Origin of the sequence: Kineococcus indalonis, assembly GCF_009906395.1 — a bacterium.
GTDB classification, from domain to species: Bacteria; Actinomycetota; Actinomycetes; order Actinomycetales; family Kineococcaceae; genus Kineococcus; species Kineococcus indalonis.
In genome coordinates, this window is the sequence record NZ_JAAALM010000449.1 from 1 (window position 1) to 3390 (window position 3390).

Annotated in this window: 3 protein-coding genes; 1 reads left to right on the forward strand and 2 read right to left on the reverse strand. The window is 77.6% G+C overall.

Annotation, left to right across the window (positions count from 1 at the left end):
* Nucleotides 1-50: 50 nt before the first annotated feature.
* Nucleotides 51-812 carry an SDR family NAD(P)-dependent oxidoreductase gene (locus GTR00_RS17235; protein WP_166612816.1) on the forward strand — a complete coding sequence of 254 codons (762 nt, stop codon included), beginning with the start codon at nucleotides 51-53 and terminating at the stop codon, nucleotides 810-812.
* A 22-nt stretch (nucleotides 813-834) separates the two neighbouring features.
* Here the strand turns inward: GTR00_RS17235 and GTR00_RS17240 are convergent, their stop codons facing one another.
* The gene (locus GTR00_RS17240) at nucleotides 835-2736 is read right to left on the reverse strand and encodes a SpoIIE family protein phosphatase (protein ID WP_166612815.1); all 1902 of its coding nucleotides are present in this window, start codon (nucleotides 2734-2736) and stop codon (nucleotides 835-837) included.
* A 152-nt stretch (nucleotides 2737-2888) separates the two neighbouring features.
* Nucleotides 2889-3390: SRPBCC family protein (locus GTR00_RS17245; RefSeq protein WP_205706053.1), on the reverse strand; the 502-nt coding region annotated here is incomplete at its 5' end.

The following is a 3390-nucleotide window of genomic DNA, read 5'->3' on the forward strand; positions in this document are numbered from 1 at the left end:
CCCCCACCGCGAACCCCTCCGGAACCCCCGCCGCGGGAGCGCGCACCGTCCTGGTGACCGGTTCCACCAGCGGCATCGGCGCGGCCACCGCCCGCGCCCTGGCCGCGCAGGGCTGGCGCGTCGTCGTCACCGGCCGCGACGAGGCCCGCGGCGCCGCCGTCGTCACCGGCATCAACACCAGCCTCGGCACCGGCACCGGTCGTGGTGCCGGGGGAGGGCGGGCCGTGTTCGTCCCCTCCGACCTGACCGGGACGCCTGGGGAACTGCGCGAGTTCGCCGCCGCGGTCACCGCAGCGGCCGGCGGCCGGCTGGACGCGCTGGTGCACAACGCCGCCCTGTGCCCGGCGGTGGACACCGTGCACCTGGGCGACGCCGAGCTGGAGGCCGCGCTGGCGGTCAACGTGCGCGCCCCGCACGTGCTGACCGCCGCACTGGTCCCGGCGATGGCCGAGCGCGGCGAGGGCGCGGTCGTCGTCATCGGTTCCTGGATGGCCCACGTCGGGCACCCCTTCGTCGGGCTGTACTCGGCCACCAAGGCCGCCGAGGTCCAGCTGGCGCGCAGCTGGGCGGCGGAGTTCGGCCCGCGCGGGGTGCGCGTCAACACCGTCTCGCCCGGTGCCACGCGCACACCGGTCAACGCCTCCGCCGGCGACGTCGTCGCCGCGATGACCGCCGGCACCCCCGCCGGGCGACCGGGGACCCCCGAGGAGGTCGCCGAGGCGGTGGCGTGGCTGCTGTCGGGGCGTGCGGGGTACGTGCACGGCGCGGAGATCGCCGTGGACGGGGGCATCACCGCCACCCGCGCCGGCTGAACCGCGCCGGGCCCCGCGCGCCTCAGGCGCGCAGGGCCAGCAGCACGACGTCGTCGTCGGCGTGCCCCTCGACCAGCTCCAGCAGGGTGTCGCACAACCGCGCCAGGCTCGGCGGCCCGCCCCCGCCGCGCGGGGGGGTGCCCGCGGCGCCGCCGCCGACCGTGCCGCCGGCGATGCCGCTGACCGTGCGCGCCAGCCAGTCCAGCCCGTCGTCGAGGTCGCAGCCGCGGCGTTCGATCAGCCCGTCGGTGTACAGCAGCAGCACCGCCCCCGGGTCCAGGGCCACCCGGTGGTCCCGGCGGGCGGTGGACGGCTCCAGGCCCACCAGCAGCTCGGCGTCGGTGCGCAGCAGTTCCGCGCGCCCGTCGGGGTGGACCAGCAGCGGCGGGGGGTGACCGGCGTTGGACCAGCGCAGCAGGTACCGCGCGGCGCCCGGGTCGCCGGGGTCCTCGTCGCGGTGCACGCCCACCAGCACCACGCTGGCCAGCAGGTCCAGGTGCAGGCCGTGCAGGGTCTGGTCCAGCAGGCGCAGAGTCGCGGCCGGGGGCTCGGCGGTGGTGTACGCCAGGGCGCGCAGCATGCTGCGCACCTGACCCATGGCCGCGGCCGCCTCGCGGTCGTGGCCGACGACGTCGCCGACGACCAGCGTGGTGGTCCCGGCGGCGCTGACGAAGCTGTCGTACCAGTCGCCGCCGACCTGGGCGCTGCGGACGGCGGGGCGGTAGCGGGTGAGCACCTCCAGCCCGTCGGGGCGGGCCGGTTCGCTCAGCAGCGCGCGCTGCAGCGCCAGGGCCAGCTCGGAGGTCTGCGCCGCCTCGGCCCGCTGCGACTGGTGGGTCCAGATGCGCACCAGGGCCTGGGCGCACTGGGCGGCGAAGGCCTCCAGCACCTCCAGCGAGGCGGGGCTGAAGATCTGCGCCTGCCTCCAGCCGATGAGCAGCGCCCCCACCACCGCGCCCCCGGCGCCCAGCGGCAGGCAGGCCCAGGCCTGGCAGCCGGTGGTGGCGACGATCTCCGCCGCGCCGTCGCCGTACGCCACGGTCTCGGCCCGGTCGTGCAGCAGCACCCGCCGGCCGGTGGCGCTGACCACCGCCGCCGGCAGCGGGTCGTCCAGCGACAGCTCCGCGTAGCGCAGCTGGACCTCCTGGCCCAGGGAGGCGGTGATCGACAGGCGCAGCCGATCGCCCTGGCGCACGGCGACGGCCCCGCCCTGGGCGCCCAGCGCGCCCAGGGCGCGGGTGATGAGCACCTCGGTGAGCTGCTCGACGTCCTCGGCGGTGCTGACCTGCACGGTGGCCTCGGCCAGCGCCGCCAGCTCGCGCGCCCTGGCCCGCTCGCCCTCGCGGGCGGCCTGGGCCTCGCGGGCGCGGGCGAACAGCTCGGTCTCGGCGCTCAGGGCGCGCGCCTGCCACTGCTCCTCCGCGCGCAGCTGGCGCTGGCGCGCCCCGCGGTCCTCGACGTAGGCGGTGATGTCCTCCACCCGCTGGATGAGCAGCTCCACCCGCCCGCTGCCGTCCAGCACGGGCACGACGACGGAGGACCACCAGCGGTGGCCCACGAGCCCGGTGCGCAGGTCGATCACCGGGTAGCGCTCGGCGGGCAGCACGTCCGCCTCGCCGGTGGCCAGGGCCCGGTGCAGGGAGCGCCGCAGGCGCGCCACACCGCCCTGCGCGTCGTCGGGCCGGTCGTCGGGCCGGTCGTCGGGCGCGTCGTCGGGCGCGGGGCCCGCACCGCCCACCGGCACCTCGGCCGCGTCGCCGGCCAGCACCTGCAGCAGGTGCCGGCCGGTCAGCTGCGGGGCCGGCACGCCCACCAGGCGGGCGTAGGCGGGGTTGGCCCGCACGATCGTCAGGTCCGGCCGCAGCAGCAGGTGCGCGGTGGGCAGGGCGTGGAAGAGGCGCAGGTCCTGCTGCTGCAGGTGCACGCTGACCTCCCGGTGCCGCTGGCCACCCACCGCTGGGCACCCGCCGCCCGGCACCCGCGTCGACTCTGCCAGTGCCGCGGCCGCGGTGCCCTGTCCGCCCGCGTCCCGCCCCTCCGCGGTCGGCTCGGCGAAGGCCTCGCCCAGCCGGCCCGTCAGCCGCCCAGCAGGGCCTCGAGGCGTTCGTAGCCCTCGCGCACGCCGACCTCCACGCCGCCGGCGGCGAAGGCGTCGCGGCCCTCGAAGGAGTCCACCAGCGAGGTGACCGTCAGCCGCGTGCGCCCGGCGCCGAGGTCGTCGAGCACGAGCCGCTCCAGCGCCACGCCGTCCGGTTCCGCGTCGAAGGTGAACGTCTGCACGATCAGCTCCTCGGGGCGGACCTCGTGGAAGCTGCCGTGGAAGGCGTACCGCTCCTCGGTGCCGTCCTCGCCCGGGCGGGTGTGCAGGTAGCGGTAGGAACCGCCGGTGCGGCAGTCGAAGTGCTCGATGCGCATCCGCACGCTGCGCGGGCCGAGCCAGCGCACGAGCAGGTCGGGGTCGGTGTGGGCGCGGAAGACCGCCCCGCGCGGTGCGTCGAACTCGCGCACGAGGCGCACCAGGGGCACGCGCGGGTCGAGCTCGATGCGCGTCTCGCGCGCGGTGGCGGGTGAGGAGGTG